The following is a 14,564-nucleotide window of genomic DNA, read 5'->3' on the forward strand; positions in this document are numbered from 1 at the left end:
CGACGAGCTTCACCGGCGCGGAGCTTGCCGCCGGCAAGGTGACGTTCGTCCATGACGGCTCCGAGACGACCAAGGCCTCGTTCAAGGTCTCCGTCGAGGACGGCAACGAGGACGGCTCGACTCCGGCGACCTCGACCTTCGATTTCGGCGTGACGCCGGTGAACGACGCGCCTGTCCTGACCGGCGACCTGAAGGCGACGGTGAAGGAGGGCGGCAGCTACACGCTGACCAAGTCGGACCTGTCCTTCACCGACCCCGACGACGGCGCCGGCGGCGTGCGCTTCACCGTCTCCAGCCAGTCGGCCGGCAAGATCCAGGTGAACGGCAAGGCCGCGACGAGCTTCACAGGCGCGGATCTTGCCGCCGGCAGGGTGACGTTCGTCCATGACGGCTCCGAGACGACCAAGGCCTCGTTCAAGGTCTCCGTCGAGGACGGCAACGAGGACAGCTCGACGCCTGCAACCTCGACCTTCAACTTCGGCGTGACGCCGGTGAACGACGCGCCTGTCCTGACCGGCGACCTGAAGGCAACGGTGAAGGAGGGCGGCAGCTACACGCTGACCAAGTCCGACCTGTCCTTCTCCGACCCCGACGACGGCGCCGGCGGCGTGCGCTTTACCGTCTCCGGCCAGTCGGCCGGCAAGATCCAGGTGAACGGCAAGGCCGCGACGAGCTTCACCGGCGCGGATCTTGCCGCCGGGAACGTGACGTTCGTCCATGACGGCTCCGAGGCGACCAAGGCCTCGTTCAAGGTCTCCGTCGAGGACGGCAACGAGGACGGCTCGACGCCTGCAACCTCGACCTTCGACTTCGGCGTGACGCCGGTGAACGACGCGCCGAAGCTGACCGGCGACCTGAAGGCAACGGTGAAGGAGGGCGGCAGCTACACGCTGACCAAGTCCGACCTGTCCTTCTCCGACCCCGACGATAGCGCCGCCGGCGTGCGCTTTACCGTCTCCGGCCAGTCGGCCGGCAAGATCCAGGTGAACGGCAAGGCCGCCACGAGCTTCACCGGCGCGGAGCTTGCCGCCGGCAAGGTGACGTTCGTCCATGACGGCTCCGAGACGACCAAGGCCTCGTTCAAGGTCTCCGTCGAGGACGGCAACGAGGACGGCTCTAAGCCTGCAACCTCGACCTTCGATTTCGGTGTGACGCCGGTGAACGACGCGCCGAAGCTGGTGACGAAGCAGGTGTTGAAGTCGATCGCCGAGGATGCCTCGACCGCCTCGGCCCGCAAGGTGGCCACGCTCACCATCGCCGATCCCGACGGCGGCGACAACAGCCTGTCGCTGAAGGGCGCCGACGCCAAGTACTTCGAGATCAAGAACGGTGCGCTCTGGCTGAAGAAGGGCGCGAAGCTCGACCATGACGGCAATCCGTCGCTCGACGTGACCGTCCGTCTCGACGATCCCTCGATCGGCAAGAGCTACGAGGCGTCCAAGACGTTCACGGTTTCGGTCGCCGAGGGCGCAACGAAGCCCGGCACCTCCGGCAGCGACAAGCTCGTCGGCACGTCCGGCAACGACGTTCTGAGCGGCAAGGGCGGTAAGGACATGATCCTGGGCGGCGCGGGCAACGACCGCCTGATCGGCGGCACCGGCGCCGACACGCTGACGGGCGGGGCGGGACGCGACGTCTTCATCTTCACCTCGGAGAAGGACAGCGCTCCCGGTCAGTCCGGTTTCGTCAACAATAGCGGCTACAACCCACAGTCGGGCGTCGGCAAGCGCGACCTCATCACCGACTTCGTCCATGGCAAGGACAAGCTGGATGTGTCCCAGATTGACGCCAACGACAAGCTCGCCGGCGACCAGGCCTTCACCTGGCGCGGCAAGAAAGACTTCACCGGCAAGGTGGGCGAAGTGATCTTCCGCATCTTCGACGAGAAGGGCACCAAGAACGACCGCACCATCGTCTACGGCGACACCGACCACGACGGCCGAGCCGACTTCCAGTTCGAACTGGCGGGGATCATCAACCTGACGAAGTCCGACTTCATCCTCTGACGCACTGGCTCCCGAAAGCAAGAAATCGTTTTCGGGAGCGTCACGTGTGGGAGCGACGGCGACCCGCAATGGGCTGAGGAGCTACGCCCCTGGTGCTCCTGGGCTGCGGCCAGGAGACGCCTCTGCCGCATCCATTTTACCTATATTGGACCCCAAGCGAACCGCATCTCCGTTCTCAAAGGACGTCAGAGGTCTGACGGCCATGCCGGCCTCCATGGACGCGGCCATGAAGGCTTCCCGCGCGATCGCGAGAGGAGCTGAGTTTTCAAGCGATGCTCTGCACAGAACAATCGCGCGATCGTACTTTTGGCCCCTCCGTGAGGGCCATTCATTTTCGAGAAAGTCGAGCGCGTCATAGGGGCCATGGAACACGCGCTGAATGCCGCAAGGTAGTGTGACATTGACCACGACCGACCAAGGCTTATCTGAAAGCATGATATCCTCCTCTCAAAGTGCTCAAAAGAAGTTAGCAGTCCGGGAGCGAAAAAAGGTCGACGGATTATCCGCCGACCGTAATTTTTCGAAGCATTCAAGCAATCTGCCGTGGTCGACAGATGCTTCATTTTAGCACATAATATTTGTTGCTTGATCAATATTTTGTGATCTTTTGCGTGTTCTCGCTATTGCTCCGGCTTATTCGCCTGCGGCGACATTACTCTTTCAAAACAGGAAGTCACCCTTTGCCAGCGAAAGGGCATCGTCGAGGTGGATCGCAATGTCGGCCTTTTTGTCGCCGTTGACGTCACCATAAACGTAAGTGTCTGACTTCGATTTGGAGTAGCGGAGCTCACCCGGATCTCCGGTGAATGATTTAGATCCGACAAACTCGAATGCTTGATCACCGGATTTCTTTGTGTTGGCGTCGATCTCTCTCAAATCAATTTTGTCGCCTTGCTTCTTGCTGAAATCGAAGATCGTGTCGCGACCGTTCGCTTTGACAGTGGAGTCCTTGGTCGATGTGAAGACGAAAAGGTCCTTTCCGCTCCCTCCATACAGATCGTCGGCCCCTCGCATGCCTGTAATCTTGTCACTTCCGCCATTGCCGCGAAGCGTATTGTTTTCCGAGTTGCCCAGAAGCGTGTCGGCCTTGGTTCCGCCCGAGGCGTTCTCAAAATTGCGGATGAGAAATATTCCATTCCCCGTGTCAACAACGTCACTGACGGACAGGTCGATGTTCAGACCGCGCGTAAATGCCGACATGTTCAAAGTGTCAGAGTTCCGGTCGGCACCGGAAGAAACGCCCGATCCGCCATCGACAATGACGAATTGGTCGGCGTCGGCCAACTTTTTCAGGACCACAGTGTCTGCGTCACTGTTGCCGAAAACGGCGTCAGCCCCTCCGGAACCGACGGTGATGGTGTCAGACCCTCTGCTCCCGACGATAGTTCCAATCCAGCCTGATGAAGTGCTGATCTTGTCGTTTCCCCGCCCTGCATCAATGCTTTCCACCTCGGCCAGCGCAGCAATTTTTATGATATCACGGTCGCCGCCAGCACGAATGTTTCCAGCGCCGCCAGAACCGATGGTGACCTGGTTGTCACCGTGACCGACAGATAGATAGTCCACGTAGCCGGCGCCCGTCTTTACGATGTCATTGCCGCCTCCGAGTTCGACCAGGCCGGCTCCGGCCGTGCCGAGTGTTAATATCTCGGGATTTCCGCTGCCTTTGAGTATGTCGACGTATGTCTTATTCAGCTTTGCAACGCTCTTCCCCGCATCGTTCAGGGAGCCCAGAAGGAGGTAACCGATGCTGCCGCCAGAACCGGTAGTGGAGTCTTTGATGCTGGCTTGGACCTGTCCGGTGAAACGGAACATATCAATGTTCCAGCCACCACCCTCTAGGGTATATGTTGCAGTGCGCACTGGTAGAGAGTCTTCGACCCAGGTGTCCACGTAGAGGAGCCACTTTCCGCTCCAACTATAGTCATCGACGCCGACACTAAATGGCGTTGTACCATTGAGTGTGACACTGATGTTTGAGGTCAGTGTAGTCATTTGAATATCCCCAATCCCCTGGTATTTCGAATCCATAGACAAAAAATCTACGGTAATTTCACTTTACGTGCATATACGTGCAAATCAACGTTGAAAATGGAAAAAGATTCGCGCATAGTTTGTCACTGAGGCGCGACCTCATCGGGGGGATTCTTGGCTCCGGGCAACATCGCTCTGTTCCCAGCATGAAGCGGTTGGGGTATATTTTCGACATGCTGTCCGGTCGTGGGAGCGTGACGATGAGACGTCGTGATGCAGTTGGAAGTCCGCTTCTTGCCGGATGCGTTCTTGTATGCATTACGGCGGCGGTTGTTTCCCTGTGTTTCTTCGTGATGTTGAAATCCTACGGACCTTTGGTGGTTGCCGCTTCAACTTATTCCGAGGTCCGTTGAGGAATTCCATTGCCGGACCGATCGATCGGCCGCGCCAGCACCGCCTCTGCTGGGAGCTACCGCATTCAGCCATTCCGGTCCGAGTATTGGTCGCTGCGGTGCTTGATTTGTGGCACCTCTTCAATGAGTTCCACGAACGATGCCCGCATACCGCCGCCATGCGACGGCGCCTTGCTCGGCAAGTACCGTCTCGCATTCTGCCTGTCTGTGCGGTAAAAGCCTCTGACCCATCGCGCGACGCCCGCGCTCGGCTATGACCCCGCTCCTACACGGCCCGATCAATTGTTACGACGTAGCAATTCTATGGCAGAAATAGGCGCGGTAGCGGGTAATGCGATCAAATGAAACAAACACACATTCCGGCAAGTGACTGAAATGTATAGCAATGCACTGAGAACAGGGACCAAGATCTTCGCCACGGCGCCGATGATCGACTGGTCGGACCGCCATTACCGCTATTTCGCAAGGCAGCTTTCGAAGAACGCGTTGCTCTATACCGAGATGATCGTCGCCGACGCGATCCTGCGCGGCAACCGCGACAGGCTGCTGGGCTACGACACGGTCGAGCACCCGCTGGCGCTGCAGCTTGGCGGCAACGATCCCGCGAAGCTTGCCGAGGCGGCCCGCATCGGCGCCGGTTTTGGCTACGACGAGATCAACCTGAACGTCGGCTGCCCCTCCGACCGGGTGCAGTCCGGCACCTTCGGTGCCTGCCTGATGCGCGAGCCGCAACTGGTCGCCGACTGCGTCGCTGCGATGAAGGCGGCGGTGACGATCCCGGTGACGGTGAAGTGCCGCATCGGCGTCGACGACCAGGACCCGGAAATCGCGCTGCGCGATCTCGTCGGGCGCGTCCGGGCGGCCGGTGTCGACGCCGTCTGGGTGCACGCCCGCAAGGCCTGGCTGCAGGGCCTGTCGCCGAAGGAAAACCGCGACATCCCGCCGCTCGACTATGGTCTGGTGCGCCGCCTGAAGGCGGAGAACCCGGACCTGTTCGTCGGCCTCAACGGCGGCCTGCACACGCTGGAGCAGGCGCAGGCCGAGATCGGCAGGCCGGGCGAGGGGCTGGATGGCGCCATGCTCGGCCGCGCCGCCTATCAGGACAGCGGCGTGCTGACCGGCGTGGATGCGGTGTTCGCGCCGGCGGGCATCCGCAGTCTCGAGGCATCGCCGTCCGCGGCCCTCGCCAACGGCCCGCGCGTCCAGCCCTTCGGGCCCTCTTCTTTCCGGCGGGAGGAAGACGGTGGCCCACATGATGCGGCTGGCAACCTGTCTGCCGGCGTCGGCGACACGCGCCCACCTCTCGGAAGCGCGGAGGCGCGCCCTGCAGAGCGAGGCGGCGAGGGGGGCGCGGCCGCAACGGCCGGCACCGACGGTTCCCTCGTCCGGCACACGCCTGCGTCCCAGGGGGAGGCGGGCGTGCTGTCCGACGCCGCCTTCTTTGAAGGCGTGCGCGATGCGATGATGGCCTATGCGGACGGCGTGATTGCCGGCGGCGGACGGCTGAACCACGTGACCCGCCATATGGTCGGCCTGTTCCAGGGGGTTCCGGGCGCGCGCCGCTACCGCCAGATCCTGTCCGCGGACGCGACCCGGCCGGGCGCCGGCCCGGAGGTGATCGCGGCGGCCTTCGCCGCGGTGCTCGAGGCGGGCGCAGACAGGGCGGCGGCCGAATAGCGCGCGGCAGGCGCCAGGGCGACGTCGGGGCCGCCGGCAGGCCGGTGCGGTTGCCGCCCGGACAGTCCGCTATCGCACCCGCCACCGCCACGAAGGACATTGCCGTCACTGCGGCCATCCCGGACGCCCGCCCGGCAGGACGGCGGGCGACAGCCCCTCCAGATCCGGCGCGATCGGCCGGGCGTTGATAAAACGCAGGAAATGCCGGTATTCCGCAAGCTCGCGGCCCGCATGGGGCGGGGCGGTCAAGGCATTGCGGCCGCGGCGCCAGGCGTTGAACCGTGCCTCCAGCGTGCCGCCGCGCGGCAGCATCGCGCGCACGACGGCGGCCGCCGCCTCCTGCACCTCGCGCTCGGTCGGGTCCCGGCTGAGCGGCGTGACCGGCGTCGAAGCCCCGTAGGCCAGCATCTCGATCAGCCGCAGCGCCTCGCAGCAGATCGCCCGGTGCAGCGCGCGCGCCGCCGCGCTCGCCTCGCCGAGGCAGGGCCGGCGGTCGCGGTCGTCGAGCAGAACGCAGCTCAGTGCCCGCCGGCACGGACGGCGACGGCAGACGAATTCCGGAAAGAGCATGAGCGCGCAGGCGGCCCGCTCCACCTCCCGGTGGATGGGCGGATCGAGACGCCGGCCGGCGGCAGCGGCCTGATCGGGCTGGAATGGGTCGTCGGGCATCGTTCGGCTCCATGGCTGATGGACGTGGCGGCGGATTCGGCGTGCTCTCATGGCGTCGTGATTTCATGGCGGCGGCCGCGGGTTGCTGAAGGGAGCGGGATATGCCGAAGGGGCGCGGGACATCGCCTCGGGCGGATGCCGGCGCGGCGGCGAGGATACGCCATGTCGCCGTGCCTCCCGGTCGCACCATCCTGCCTCTGCCCCATTACGTGCCCGCCCCGGATCGGGCGACCTTTCCCGGCTCGTCCGGACTGCGCAGTCTGGACTGGGCGGCCCGGACTGAGCGGTCTGGACTGGGCGGTCTGGACTGAGCGGTTTGGGCTGGTCGGCCAGGACGGTGGGGGCCTGACTAAGGTGACCCGGCTGGGTTGACCCTGGCCGGGCGAGCCAGCCGGCTGATCCAGCCAGGGTGGGCCAGCCTGGGATCCAGCCCGAGTGATCCAGCCTGAGTGGTCCCGCCTGAGTGGTCCAGCCTGGGCGACCTTGTCGCTCTGCGCCGAGGTGCCGTCCGCCCGTGCCCGCCGCCATTGCGCGCCTCCTGCGCGCAGGCCCGCTTGCACGCCCTTGCCGTCGAGCCCGCGCCATCCGCGCATGCGTCCCCGGCCACGCCCGGCAAGCCGTCGCGGTTCACGCCTGCGATTTCGGACGGGGCGCTGGAAGCTGCCTCATCTGAATGTGTTTGTGTGGCACCTTTCAGCGCCCCGTTCGGCGGTTTCTGCCGGCAAACGCGGTCCTCTGCCTCGCCCGCCGGTGAGGGCGGGCGCTCTGTGTGCCGCCGCTCGGGCACGTCCGGCGCGCAACCCGGGCGCATCGCCCGTCGTCGCCGGGAGGGGACCAGTCTCGCCGACCCGGACCATGAGGTCTTGCGTCCCTCCCTCACGCCCCGCGCCGTCCCCGCCTCGCCGCAACGCCTTGCGGTGTATCCGCGGCGGGTTGGTGGGATTGTGGCATGGGAACCGGGGGTGAGGATGAAACGGGGGTGGGGGTGTTGAATTTGTTGGGGGAATGGGGGTGGGTGTGCACGGTTTCGGCCGGTTATGCAACGCAGCCAGCGTACTAAGCGCGGACGTACTTATCCGGTAACGTTTAGCATCGCACACCGGAAGCACTCATTGCTACATCTGCAAACGGTAGCCTGCCCGGTGCCGTGGAATCCCAAGCAGGCTATTTCTCCATCAGCCTAAACCAGTCACGAACTGTAAGCCGCAAGCGAAGTTCTTCGTCCTCTGCCACCGGACAACAATGCGCAATGGGGTTTCGCAGCGCGTTGAGACTGGCAAACACTTTTTCCAGTGCCCTCTTGCTGTTGAATATCGACCCGAACAAACTCCAATTGGACGTGATTATCACAGCCAGTTCACCGAATGTCGTGTAGTCCAATTCGTTCTGCGATCTGCGGCTCACTCCCGCATCCAGTTCCTTCTTGATGCGCTGGCCTACTTCCGTCCGTACTGCCTCCGGAACCGTGGCTCTGCTCCACCAGTCCGTTGTCTGCTCTTCACTTGTGAACGCTTTGCTTGGCGAATTCGCAATAGCACTAGTAGCGTTTTGAACAGTTTGCGCGCATGCCGAGCGATGCAGCGCCTATCCCTCCGTCATGCCGGACCTGATCCGGCATCCAGCCACGGTGCGTCAGCGCCGTGAATGGACCTTCACGGCTCGATATGAACCGAGTCTCCCGCGCGATGGACATCGCGCGCTGGATGCCGGATCAAGTCCGGCATGACGGATGCAGGGAGCATGACGGGGTGGAGGGGCCGGCAGGTCGGGGTGGAGGCGTCGGCAGAACGGTTCGTGGCTGGCGGGGCTGCGTCACAGGCTGTGCAAATAGTGGGCGATGTCCTCCCACTCGGGGTTGGCGGCCTCGATCAGGTCGAGCTTCCATTTCCGCGGCCAGTTCTTGATGGCTTTCTCGCGGGCGATGGCGTCGGTGACGAGGTCGTGTTCTTCGAACCAGACCAGCGTCTTGACGCCGTAGCGGGTGGTGAAGCCAGGAGTCAGGTTGTTCTGGTGTTCGTAGAGGCGGCGCGGCAGGTCGGTGGTCACGCCAGTGTAGAGTGTGCCGTTGCGTTGTGAGGCGAGGATGTAGACGTAGCCTTTCATGGAGGGATGATGCGGGCAGCATTGCATGAAAGCAAGTCTGAGTTGTGCGGAGTAGCTCATCGTTCCGTCATGTCGGACTTGATCCGGCATCCAGCCACGGCGCGTCTGCGCCGTGAATGAAAGCTGTCTTCAGATGGCAGAGATGTTTGATTCTCGTGCGCGATGGACATCGCGCGCTGGATGCCGGATCAAGTCCGGCATGACGGAGAGAGAGAGAGAGAGAGAGAGAGAGAGAGAGAGAGAGAGAGAGAGAGAGAGAGGGCGCCTCCACGAAACATTGTGGCGGCGTTGCCGTGGCCGCGGGTGTTAGTGCAAAGCGTTTCTGTCGGGTGCCTACCGCCCCGGCCGCCCCGTCTTGCCCTTGCCCTTCGCCTTCCGCTTCTCCTCGCCCGGATCCTCGTAGCTGCCGACGCCGACCTTGCCGCGGACGACCGGCTTCACATCGTCGGCGGAGGCGCGGGACGAGCCCGAGGATGACGGGCGCGGGGCGGGGGCGTCGCCCCGTTCCGGCTGGCCCTCGAGCAGCGGCGAGAAGCGCTTCTTCGTGCCCTTCGCGGCTTCGGGTTTCTCAGGGATCGCCCCGGTGACCGGTTTTTCTGTGCGGCCGACGGTCATTTCGTCGAGGCTGTTTTTTCTGAAATAGCCTGTTCCCTGTGGCGCGGATTCGCTGTCTTGGCCGGCTTTGCCGCCCAAGGCATCCGCGCTGGTGTTCTTGCGGAACAGCGACTGCCCCTCATCCGCCCTTCGGGCCCCTTCTCCCCGTGAACGGGGAGAAGGGGTTTCCAGGTCCGTGCCGGGGCCCATGGCGTCGAGCGAGGGTTTGGCGAAATAACTTTCGCCAGCCCTTGCTGTGCTCACGGCCGCATCGCCCTTCGGGCTGGCCTCCGCACGGGGCGCGCCACCTGGCGCGACGGCCATTCGGCCTTGCGGCTTCGCCGACCCGCTGCCTTTTCCGCCACGCTCCTGGCTCCTTGCCTCCTCCCGCGCCATCGGATCGTCCATGACGGCGAGTTCGGCGGCCTTGAGACGCTTGATCTCGTCGCGGATGCGGGCGGCCTTTTCGAAGTCGAGGTCGGCCGCGGCGTCGCGCATCTGCTTTTCCAGCGCGTTGAGATGGGTCTGCAGGTTGGCGCCGACGAGGTTGCCGCCATCGGCAAAACCCTTGCCGGAGACGCCGGAGATGTCGGCGCGGACGTGGTCGCGCTCGTAGACGCTGTCGAGGATGTCGGAGATCTTCGCCTTCACCGATTCCGGCGTGATGCCGTGCTCGGCATTGTAGGCCATCTGCTTCTCGCGGCGGCGGCTGGTCTCGTCCATGGCGCGCTGCATCGAGCCGGTGATCTGGTCGGCATAGAGGATGACCTTGCCGTCGACGTTGCGCGCGGCGCGGCCGATCGTCTGGATCAGCGAGGTCTCGGAGCGCAGGAACCCTTCCTTGTCGGCATCGAGGATGGCGACGAAGCCGCATTCGGGAATGTCGAGGCCCTCGCGCAGGAGGTTGATGCCGACGAGCACGTCGAAGGCGCCGAGCCGCAGGTCGCGGATGATCTCGATGCGCTCCAGCGTGTCGATGTCGGAGTGCATGTACCTGACACGGACTCCCTGCTCGTGCAGGTATTCGGTCAGGTCCTCTGCCATGCGCTTGGTCAGCACGGTGACGAGGGTGCGGTAGCCGCGCTGCGCGGTGTCGCGGATCTCGCCGAGCACGTCGTCAACCTGCGTCTTGGCGGAGCGGATTTCCACGGGCGGGTCGATCAGGCCGGTCGGGCGGATCACCTGCTCGGCGAAGACGCCGCCGGCCTGTTCCATCTCCCAGTTGCCGGGCGTGGCGGAAACGGCGATCGTATCGGGGCGCATCGCGTCCCATTCCTCGAAGCGAAGCGGGCGGTTGTCCATGCACGACGGCAGGCGGAAGCCGTATTCGGCCAGCGTCGCCTTACGGCGAAAGTCGCCCCGGTACATGCCGCCGATCTGCGGGATGGTGACGTGGCTTTCGTCGATGAACACCAGCGCGTTGTCGGGGATGTATTCGAACATCGTCGGCGGCGGCTCGCCCGGCTTGCGGCCGGTGAGGTAGCGCGAATAGTTCTCGATGCCGGCGCAGGACCCGGTGGCCTCCAGCATCTCCAGGTCGTAGCGGGTGCGCTGCTCCAGCCGCTGCGCCTCGAGCAGGCGGCCGGCCTTCTCCAGTTCGGCAAGGCGCAGCTTCAGCTCGTCCTTGATCGACTTGATCGCGGCGTTGAGGGTGGGACGCGGCGTGACGTAGTGCGAGTTGGCGTAGATCTTCACGCTCTTGAGGTCGCCGGTCTTGGCGCCGGTCAGCGGGTCGAACTCGGTGATCGCGTCGATCTCGTCGCCGAACATGGAGATACGCCAGGCGGCATCCTCGAGGTGGGCGGGGAAGATCTCGATGGTGTCGCCGCGGACGCGGAACGAGCCGCGGACGAAGTTGATGTCCTGCCGCTTGTACTGCTGGGCGACGAGGTCGGCGAGCAGCTGGCGCTGGTCGAGCCGGTCGCCGACCGTCATCTGGAAGGTCATGGCGGTATAGGTCTCGACCGAGCCGATACCGTAGATGCAGGAGACCGAGGCGACGATGATGCAGTCGTCGCGCTCGAGGATGGCGCGGGTGGCGGCGTGGCGCATCCGGTCGATCTGCTCGTTGATCGAGGAATCCTTCTCGATGTAGGTGTCCGAGCGCGGGACGTAGGCCTCGGGCTGGTAGTAGTCGTAGTAGGAGACGAAGTATTCGACCGCGTTGTGCGGGAAGAAATTCTTGAACTCGGAATAGAGCTGGGCGGCGAGTGTCTTGTTGGGCGCCAGGATCAGGGCGGGGCGCTGCGTCGCCTCGATCACCTTGGCCATGGTGAAGGTCTTGCCCGAGCCGGTGACGCCGAGCAGGACCTGGCTGCGCTCGCCGCTGTTCAGGCCCTCGACGAGATCCTTGATGGCGGTCGGCTGGTCGCCCGCCGGCTCATACTCGGAGACCATGCGGATCTCGATGCCGCCCTCGGACTTCTCCGGCCGGGGTGGGCGGTGCGGCGTCCAGATCTCGCCGTTCTTGTGCAGCGGGTTGCCGCTCTCGATGAGCTTCGCCAGCGCCTCGACCGTGGCGGTGACGGCGGTGCCGGCGTTGAGGGAGGAGGCTTCCTCGAGGTTGACGTCGAGACCGGCGACCGGATTGAGGCCGGCGGCGGCGCGCGTCTTCGGATCGGAGGAGGCGCCGATCGAGACGCCGCGCGCGGTTTTCTGGACGGTAACCTTTTCCGAATGCCTGCGGGCGGCGTTTTCCACCTGCTTCCGGTGCTTGCCGGCCTTCGACGCGATCTCGCGCTGGCTTTCCAGCGACGAGGCCTCTGCATCCGCTTCCAGCTGCTTCACCCAGTCGGAGACGCTGCCGGAGATCGGCGCGCCTTCGAATTCTGACTGGGGAGCTTCCTCGAAGCCGGGTTTCGAGGGGGACGATTTCTTCGGTGTTCTGGCCATGGGCGGAATATGGAGAGAGTCACCGGGAAAGGGAAGGGGGCGCGAGTACAAAAGGGAAACGGATCGCGCGCCGCGTCGGCAGGCGCGGGCCATCATGCCGCCATGGTTTTGGCGTTCCGCTCGGGTGTCGCGAATGCCTTTCGCAGGCCGCGCGAGAATCGTCTATGACATTGCGAAATCCTCTCAGGAACCGGACCCCACCATGCCTTTCGCTCTCAACCCCGCGGCCGTGTGGCCGATCGTGCTGCTCTGCCTGTCCAATGTTTTCATGACCTTTGCCTGGTACGGCCATCTCAAGGTCAAGGCGGCGCCGCTCTATCTCGTCATTCTGGCGAGCTGGGCAATCGCCTTCTTCGAGTACTGCCTGGCGGTGCCCGCCAACCGCATGGGCCACGAGGTCTACTCCGCCGCGCAGCTGAAGACGATCCAGGAAGTGATCACGCTGGTCATTTTCGCCGGCTTCTCGGTGTTCTTCCTCAAGGAGAGCCTGACCTGGAACCACCTCGTCGGCTTCGCCCTGATCGCCGCCGGCGCCGCCTTCGTCTTCAAAGGTTAGTGAACGCGGTTTCCGCCGGAAAAGAAGTCGCATTTGCGCGCTAGCGATGCTCCCTCACAGGAAGAAAGTCCCATGGTCCCGTCCTTCGGCATGATCGCGGCGCATCGCTTCGGCCTCGGCCCGAGACCGGGCGAGCCGCCGCCGGAGGATGTGGACGCGTTGATGGCGCAGGTGCAGCGCGGCGTCGCGGAGACCTGTCCCTTCCCCTATGACGGCATCGACGGGCGGCGGGCGAGCTTTGCCCAGTTCAGGACCCTGTTTCGCGCCAACCAGGATGCCAAGAAGAACGGCACCGTACGCAAGGTCGGGGACCGTTCGGTCAACCCCTACGAGATCGGGCTGACGGCGGCATCCTTGCGCGACCAGCATCTCAAGATCCGTCACGCGGTCCAATCGCCGAACGGCTTCTTCGAGCGGCTGGCCTTGTTCTGGTGCGACCATTTTGCTGTCAGCGCCGGCAAGTCGAGCGTCATGCGCGTGCTCGTGGGGCTTTACGAGGCTGAGGCCTTGCGTCCCAATCTCGCCGGGTCGTTCGCGCAGCTGCTGACCGCCGCGACGCTGCATCCGGCGATGCTGATCTATCTCGACCAGACAAAGTCGGTCGGTCCGAGCTCCGTCTACGGCGTCAAGAAGGGGCTCGGGCTGAACGAGAACCTCGGACGCGAGCTGCTTGAGCTGCATACGATGGGCGCCGGCAACGGCTATACGCAGGACGACGTGCGCGCCGCCGCCTATGTCCTGACCGGACTGGACAGCGAAAGCTGGAAATTCAGGTTGGCCTATCGCGAGGACCGGGCCGAACCCGGCAGCCACCGCGTTCTGGGCACCAACTATGGCGGTCCGGTGCGGCGCCTGGAAGACGTGCGGCTCCTGCTGTCGGATCTGGCCGGGAAGGAGGCGACGCGGCGCCACATCTGCCGCAAGCTCGTCGTCCATTTTATCGCGGACGATCCGCCCACGGAGGTCGTCGAGGCCATGGTGGCGGCATGGTCGGCCAGCGGCGGGAACCTGCCGGACGTCTACCAAGCCATGCTGGAGCATCCGCGCAGCTGGGAGCAGGAAGGGCAGAAGGCGCGGCAACCCTATGATTTCGTGGTCGCCGGGCTTCGCGCCCTGAACGTGCCGGGCGATGCGCTCGCACCGGTTCGGGTGGCGGACGTTCCGCCGATGACAGTGGCGGGAGCGGAGACCGGGACGATGACTGAGCCGGCCGCGCCGGCCATGGCGCAACCGGTGGCGGGAAACGCCATGGACATGGGTAATTCCGGCGCCGGCGTTGAAAAAAGCCCACCGGTGGCAATGAGCGAGACCGGCGGGGCGGGGCTCGTGGCCGCTCCGACGGCGGACGGGCGCAACCCCTTCCGCGCCAATCCCTATTCCGTTGGCGCGCTGACCAGGCTCGGCCAGCCGATGTGGAAGCCGGCGAGCCCTGCCGGATGGGACGAGAAACTCGCAAGCTGGATCACCGCCAGCCAGCTGACCGAACGGATCGCCTGGTCGCGTGCGCTGGCGGCACGGTTCGGCGAGGGCCAGGATCCGCGCAGGCTGCTGCAGGCGACGCTTGGCGATCTGGCCCGGGACGACACCATTCAGGTGGTCGCACGCGCGCCGAGCCGCGAGATCGGCCTGGCGATGGTGCTGGCCTCACCGGAATTCAACAGGCGCTGAGGAGAGGATGCG

At 64.4% G+C, this 14,564-nt stretch carries 10 protein-coding genes; 4 read left to right on the forward strand and 6 right to left on the reverse strand.

Features of this window, described 5'->3' with window-relative positions; all coding sequences use genetic code 11:
* Nucleotides 1-2,006 (forward strand): cadherin-like domain-containing protein (locus tag CRO48_RS32120; RefSeq protein ID WP_176526694.1); only part of this gene is annotated, 2,006 nt, incomplete at its 5' end.
* An 81-nt stretch (nucleotides 2,007-2,087) separates the two neighbouring features.
* Here CRO48_RS32120 and CRO48_RS08660 read toward each other — a convergent pair.
* Entirely contained in the window at nucleotides 2,088-2,441 is a 354-nt protein-coding gene (locus CRO48_RS08660; RefSeq protein WP_245423469.1) for a DUF982 domain-containing protein, read from the reverse strand.
* Nucleotides 2,442-2,666: 225 nt separating this feature from the next.
* Nucleotides 2,667-4,001, reverse strand: a complete 1,335-nt coding sequence (locus tag CRO48_RS08665) for a calcium-binding protein (RefSeq protein ID WP_141402029.1) — start codon at nucleotides 3,999-4,001, stop codon at nucleotides 2,667-2,669.
* Nucleotides 4,002-4,768: 767 nt separating this feature from the next.
* Between CRO48_RS08665 and dusA the strand changes: the two genes are divergently transcribed.
* Nucleotides 4,769-6,070, forward strand: coding sequence for a tRNA dihydrouridine(20/20a) synthase DusA (gene dusA / locus CRO48_RS32865; protein WP_245423470.1), 1,302 nt, complete (start codon nucleotides 4,769-4,771; stop codon nucleotides 6,068-6,070).
* A 105-nt stretch (nucleotides 6,071-6,175) separates the two neighbouring features.
* Here dusA and CRO48_RS08680 read toward each other — a convergent pair whose 3' ends face one another.
* The 4 genes from CRO48_RS08680 to uvrB all read right to left on the reverse strand — a co-directional run bounded on the left by CRO48_RS08680 (nucleotide 6,176) and on the right by uvrB (nucleotide 12,328).
* Complete coding sequence (locus tag CRO48_RS08680; protein WP_097138214.1) at nucleotides 6,176-6,739, reverse strand: hypothetical protein; 564 nt, start codon at nucleotides 6,737-6,739, stop codon at nucleotides 6,176-6,178.
* Between the two features lie 1,164 nt (nucleotides 6,740-7,903).
* Nucleotides 7,904-8,320, reverse strand: a complete 417-nt coding sequence (locus CRO48_RS33460) for a Swt1 family HEPN domain-containing protein (protein WP_176526710.1) — start codon at nucleotides 8,318-8,320, stop codon at nucleotides 7,904-7,906.
* Nucleotides 8,321-8,551: 231 nt separating this feature from the next.
* The gene (locus CRO48_RS08685) at nucleotides 8,552-8,842 is read right to left on the reverse strand and encodes a GIY-YIG nuclease family protein (RefSeq protein WP_097138216.1); all 291 of its coding nucleotides are present in this window, start codon (nucleotides 8,840-8,842) and stop codon (nucleotides 8,552-8,554) included.
* 333 nt (nucleotides 8,843-9,175) lie between these two features.
* Nucleotides 9,176-12,328, reverse strand: coding sequence for an excinuclease ABC subunit UvrB (uvrB, locus tag CRO48_RS08690; RefSeq protein ID WP_097138218.1), 3,153 nt, complete (start codon nucleotides 12,326-12,328; stop codon nucleotides 9,176-9,178).
* A 202-nt stretch (nucleotides 12,329-12,530) separates the two neighbouring features.
* Between uvrB and CRO48_RS08695 the strand changes: the two genes are divergently transcribed.
* Together CRO48_RS08695 and CRO48_RS08700 are read left to right on the forward strand one after the other, a co-directional pair.
* Nucleotides 12,531-12,884: a DMT family protein gene (locus CRO48_RS08695; protein ID WP_097138220.1), complete on the forward strand. Its 354-nt coding sequence runs from the start codon at nucleotides 12,531-12,533 to the stop codon at nucleotides 12,882-12,884.
* Between the two features lie 72 nt (nucleotides 12,885-12,956).
* Entirely contained in the window at nucleotides 12,957-14,552 is a 1,596-nt protein-coding gene (locus CRO48_RS08700) for a DUF1800 domain-containing protein (RefSeq protein WP_097138222.1), read from the forward strand.
* The last annotated feature ends 12 nt before the right edge of the window (nucleotides 14,553-14,564 follow it).

This window comes from Rhizobium subbaraonis, from assembly GCF_900220975.1.
In the GTDB taxonomy this organism is placed as follows: domain Bacteria; phylum Pseudomonadota; class Alphaproteobacteria; order Rhizobiales; family Rhizobiaceae; genus Mycoplana; species Mycoplana subbaraonis.

Bases quoted from the DNA above. Each gene is read 5' to 3' on its own strand.
- CRO48_RS08660 (WP_245423469.1), bottom strand. From the start codon at position 2,441: ATGCTTTCAGATAAGCCTTGGTCGGTCGTGGTCAATGTCACACTACCT.
- CRO48_RS08665 (WP_141402029.1), bottom strand. From the start codon at position 4,001: ATGACTACACTGACCTCAAACATCAGTGTCACACTCAATGGTACAACG.
- dusA (WP_245423470.1), top strand. From the start codon at position 4,769: ATGTATAGCAATGCACTGAGAACAGGGACCAAGATCTTCGCCACGGCG.
- CRO48_RS08680 (WP_097138214.1), bottom strand. From the start codon at position 6,739: ATGCCCGACGACCCATTCCAGCCCGATCAGGCCGCTGCCGCCGGCCGG.
- CRO48_RS08685 (WP_097138216.1), bottom strand. From the start codon at position 8,842: ATGAAAGGCTACGTCTACATCCTCGCCTCACAACGCAACGGCACACTC.
- uvrB (WP_097138218.1), bottom strand. From the start codon at position 12,328: ATGGCCAGAACACCGAAGAAATCGTCCCCCTCGAAACCCGGCTTCGAG.
- CRO48_RS08695 (WP_097138220.1), top strand. From the start codon at position 12,531: ATGCCTTTCGCTCTCAACCCCGCGGCCGTGTGGCCGATCGTGCTGCTC.
- CRO48_RS08700 (WP_097138222.1), top strand. From the start codon at position 12,957: ATGGTCCCGTCCTTCGGCATGATCGCGGCGCATCGCTTCGGCCTCGGC.